3 protein-coding genes and 1 pseudogene are annotated in these 4,207 nt (G+C 66.1%); 2 read left to right on the top strand and 2 right to left on the bottom strand.

Features of this window, described 5'->3' with window-relative positions:
* Nucleotides 1-89 precede the first annotated feature (89 nt).
* Nucleotides 90-1,139, bottom strand: a complete 1,050-nt coding sequence (locus tag XCSCFBP4642_RS0108815; protein ID WP_029219461.1) for an aldose epimerase family protein — start codon at nt 1,137-1,139, stop codon at nt 90-92.
* A 511-nt stretch (nt 1,140-1,650) separates the two neighbouring features.
* A complete protein-coding gene (locus tag XCSCFBP4642_RS0108810; protein ID WP_029219460.1) occupies nt 1,651-2,598 on the bottom strand; it encodes a LysR family transcriptional regulator in 948 nt (315 codons plus the stop codon).
* A gap of 136 nt (nt 2,599-2,734) precedes the next feature.
* On the opposite strand from XCSCFBP4642_RS0108810, the gene XCSCFBP4642_RS0108805 reads away from it, so the two are divergent.
* Nucleotides 2,735-3,007 carry a DUF2798 domain-containing protein gene (locus XCSCFBP4642_RS0108805; RefSeq protein WP_029219459.1) on the top strand — a complete coding sequence of 91 codons (273 nt, stop codon included), beginning with the start codon at nt 2,735-2,737 and terminating at the stop codon, nt 3,005-3,007.
* Nucleotides 3,008-3,396: 389 nt separating this feature from the next.
* A pseudogene (locus XCSCFBP4642_RS24415) lies at nt 3,397-4,125 on the top strand (glycoside hydrolase family 16 protein); the annotation flags it as partial.
* Nucleotides 4,126-4,207: the final 82 nt, after the last annotated feature.

Raw genomic sequence — 4,207 nt, 5'->3', positions numbered from 1 at the left:
ATCGCCAATGTCTGCTGTTTCATCGGTCGTTCCGATTTGAAGGAAGGGGCATATTTTCTCCGATAGGGACCGACTTGATCAGCGTTGCCCTAGCCATCCAGCGCAGCACTGACCACCTCCCACGACTGTTCCGGGCCCGGGCTAACAAAGCGATACGCGATGCGGCGGCGATAGACCTGGCCGGGTCGCAGGATGGTCGAGGGGAACTGCGGGTGATTGGGCGCATCCGGGTAATCCTGCGGCTCCATGCAGATGCCGCGGCCCAGCCCCGGGTGATGGGCGTCCAGATGCTGCCCCTCGTAGAGCTGCACGGCCGGCGCATCGCTGCTGATGCGCATCGCCACTCCGCTGTGCGGTGAGTACAGCTCGGCGACGCAGCGCGCTCCCTCGGCCAGCACCAGGCACTGGTCGTAGCCCTTGCCGAGCACGATCTGTGGATGCGCCGGGTCGATCCGCTCGGCCAGCGCGGCAGGTGTGCGGAAGTCGAACGGGGTACCGGCCACCGCGGCAATCTCCCCGGTTGGAAGCGATTCGGCATCCACCGGCAGATAGCGGTCCGCCGGCACCCGCAACACCTGAAATGCGGCACGCATCTGCGGGTCGCCGGACAGGTTGAAATAGGGGTGATGGGTCAGGTTCAACGGCGTGGCGGCATCGCAGCGCGCCTCGAAGTTCAGCTGCAGCATGTCGCCATGCAGGGCCAGCCGTGCACGCACCTGCAGGTTGCCGGGATAGCCTTCTTCACCGTCGGGCGAGTCGTAGCCAAGCAGCACCTGGTCGGCGGTTTGCTCCAGCACGTTCCAGACCCGCCGGCCGAAACCGCGCAGGCCGCCGTGCAGCTGGTTGCGCCCTTCGTTGGCGGCCAGCGCGTGGGTGACCCCATCGAGCGTGTAGCGCGCACCGGCGATGCGGTTGCCGAAGCGGCCGACCAGGATGTTGAGGCTGTCGCCATCGGCGGCGTAGGCGGGCAGATCCGGCAGGTTCAGCACCAGCGGCACCACGCCCTGTGCAGTGGTCAGATGCAGCGTGTGCAGGATGCCGCCATAGGTCAGCACTTCCGCCGCCAACCCGGCATCGCTGCGCAGCGTCAACGCATGGACCTCGGCCCCGTCTGGCAACTGCCCGAACACTCGCTGCATGGATCGCCCCGCCGCTATTGGAAGCCCGCGAGCATAGCCGCCTGGCGCCGTCGCCGGCCATGCGCGCGTGCACATCCTGGCCGGCCGGACACTGCCGCCGGCACGCCCCAGCGCACCCACGCGGCGGCGGTCGCCTTCCGGTCAGGCGCCGCAGCGACAGACGGCTACGCACGCACTACCCCACCGGCGCGCCCGCTGCGATGCCGGCGCACGCCCTCGCCTACCGACCCCATGAGCGCCCAGCCGATGCAGTGGATTTCCCTTGCGTTGCAGATCTCACGCAGCAGGCTGCTGCCCCCATGGTTGCGGTCGCTGCGGCAATCACCGCGTTGCTGCACCGGCGATCCAAGCCGACCTGGCACCGGCAGTCCAGGAGCGGCGGACCCACCTGCGGCGCAGAACGCCCGGCGACCGCGGCCGGAGCTCGGCGTCCTTGTAGCCTTCTCATGCACTTCACTCCTGCACATTGGCCACGCCAACCGGACGCGCGCGCTACGTTCTGTCGGCCGCTCTAACCCGGCGCCAACGCCGGTTCGGCTACCTGCCATTCCGGCGGCAGACGTTCGACGATGTGGTCCATCAAGGCACGCACCTTGGGCGTAAAGTCGCGGCGGTCGGCAACGCACAGGTACAGCCGCAGCGGCTCCAGGGCGACCTGGCTTGCGCCGGTGCTCTCGGGCAGGAACAACAGCTGCAGCTGGCCACGCTGCAGATACGGCTGCACCACGAAAGCGGCCACACGCGTGATGCCGCCGCCAGCAGCGGCCATGGTGGCCAATGCGTCCACATCGTCGCTGACCATCGCCTGGCCCAGCTGCGGCTGGAAACGCACGCCGTCGCGCACGAAGGTCCAGCGCAGGAAGCGGCCGTCCACCGGATACCGCAACAGCAGGCAGCGGTGGTACTTCAATTCGTCCGGGCTGGTCGGCGTGCCAAAGCTGGCCAGATACGCGGGCGCGGCGCACACCACGAACGGCACCTGGGCAATACAGCGGGCCACCAGGCCGTCTTCCAGCTGCGCTTCGATGCGCAGGCTGACATCGATATTTTCCTGCGGATGCTGCACCAGCCGGTCGGTGCACAGCAGCTCGATCTCCAACTGTGGATACCGCTGGTGCAGCGCTGGCAACATCGGGGCAAGGACATGCCGGGCGAAGGCGGCGGTGCTGGCAACCCGCAGGCGCCCGGCGGGCGCCTGCTGGGGGCCGGCCACCAATTGCCGCGCACGCTCCAGGTCGCGCTCCAGTTGGCGTACCTGCTCGAAGTACAGCGCGCCACGTTCGGTCAATGCCAGGCTGCGGGTGGACCGGTGCAGCAGGCGCACGCCCAGATGCTGTTCCAGCCGCGCGATGTTCTGGCTCACCGCCGCGGCGCTGATGCCAAGCAACTTGGCGCCACCGGCAATGCTGCCGGCATCGACCGTGCTGACGAAACTGCGAATCGACTGAAGAATGTTCATCGGTGGAACACGTATTACCAAACGACTCGTAAGTAACACTTACGGAAGCCGCAAGCTTACGCGATCTACCCCGCCTGCAGCGGCCACCCTACAGTGCGGTCAAGGCGCTACTGTGCGACACCTCCAAGGTCACCCCATGAGCTCATCTCCGCCCTCCTCGGTCGTTGCGCGTCCACGCTGGAAACTGGGCGTGCGCGCCACGCCGTTCGTCTTCGCGTTCTACATGGCAGCAATCATGGCCCTGTTGATGTGCGTGGTGATCACCGCCACCACCGGCCTGGCACCGGGCTTCCATTGGCGCGTGCTCGATGCCTACCGCATTGCGATGCCCACGGCGTTTTGCTGCGTGTTGGTCGTGCGCCCGCTGGTGATACGGCTGGTGGCATGGACGGTGCATCCGGTGGCCTGACCGCTTCCCCCGCATCGGCTCGCCGTAACGCCGGCACTGCCTGCAATCCCGCTGCACAGCTACGGCGATGGTCACGCCCGGCTACCAGGCATGGTCCAGAAGCGATCGCTGCCTGGCCGGCACGCGTGCCAAGCGGCTGCATACTGCTGGTGACGCGATTGGTGACTCGCGGACCGGCACTTCGCGCGCGACCCACCAAGCATCGCTGGCGACTGTTGCCACGCAGCATGCAAGCGCGGTCGTTTGCGACCGGCGTCATGCCAATGATTGATTATTCCGGAACGAACACAACGAAACTGAAACACGCCGGACAGTTGCTTTGACACTGAAGTACCGGCTCCGCAGCGTCGCCTCTCCATGGGCCACGGCCCGCGCTTGGAGAAGCACGCATGAAGTCCTTGGGCAGTGTGGCGATGCAGGTAGCGGTTGTGCTCGGCGTGGCGTTGGCGCCCGGTGCGCAAGCGCAAACCCTGGTGTGGGAAGAGAACTTCAACGGGCCGTCCATCGATGGCAGCAAGTGGACCTACGATGTTGGCAACGGCTGCCAGATCGGGTTGTGCGGCTGGGGCAACGGCGAGATGCAGTACTACACCAGCCGCCCCGAGAACGCGCGCATCGATAACGGCCGACTGGTGATCGAAGCGCGCATCAAGACGCCGCTGGTCGGCAATGGGCTGTGGCCGGCCTACTGGATGCTGGGCACGATCGGCGTGTGGCCCGGCCGTGGCGAGATCGACCTGATGGAAGCCGGCATGGCGGCCGCGATCGCCAACGGCGCCGCCAACCGCCGCATCGGTGCGGCCGCGCACTGGGACTACAACGGCGCGCAAGCCGACTACGACACCAGCTACACCCACCCGGTGAACCTTCACAACGACTTCCATGTGTACCGGCTGACCTGGGACCCGCAGTTCCTGCGCGTGTCCATTGATGGGCAGCACTACTTCGAATTCGCCATCTCCAACATCAAGGGCGCATCGCTGCACGAATTCCATCAGCAGCATTATCTGCTGCTCAATCTGGCCGTCGGCGGGACCTATACCGGCGTGACCTCGCCGGCGGCCGTCACCGCACCACTGCCCGGCAAGATGGAGATCGACTACATCGAGGGTTGGCAGGGATTCGTGTAAAACACAGCCCAAAGTGGGCTAACTCGCTGTCAGCACAGAAATTTTTCACAACCTTCTGCCGATCCTCCAT

It is taken from the genome of Xanthomonas cassavae CFBP 4642 (assembly GCF_000454545.1).
GTDB lineage: Bacteria > Pseudomonadota > Gammaproteobacteria > Xanthomonadales > Xanthomonadaceae > Xanthomonas > Xanthomonas cassavae.
Note: the sequence above shows the minus strand (reverse complement) of the source record. Positions and strands in the feature narration are given on the sequence as shown.

Excerpts from the sequence above, each read along its gene's own strand:
- XCSCFBP4642_RS0108815 (WP_029219461.1), bottom strand. The coding sequence starts at position 1,139 with ATGCAGCGAGTGTTCGGGCAGTTGCCAGACGGGGCCGAGGTCCATGCG.
- XCSCFBP4642_RS0108810 (WP_029219460.1), bottom strand. The coding sequence starts at position 2,598 with ATGAACATTCTTCAGTCGATTCGCAGTTTCGTCAGCACGGTCGATGCC.
- XCSCFBP4642_RS0108805 (WP_029219459.1), top strand. The coding sequence starts at position 2,735 with ATGAGCTCATCTCCGCCCTCCTCGGTCGTTGCGCGTCCACGCTGGAAA.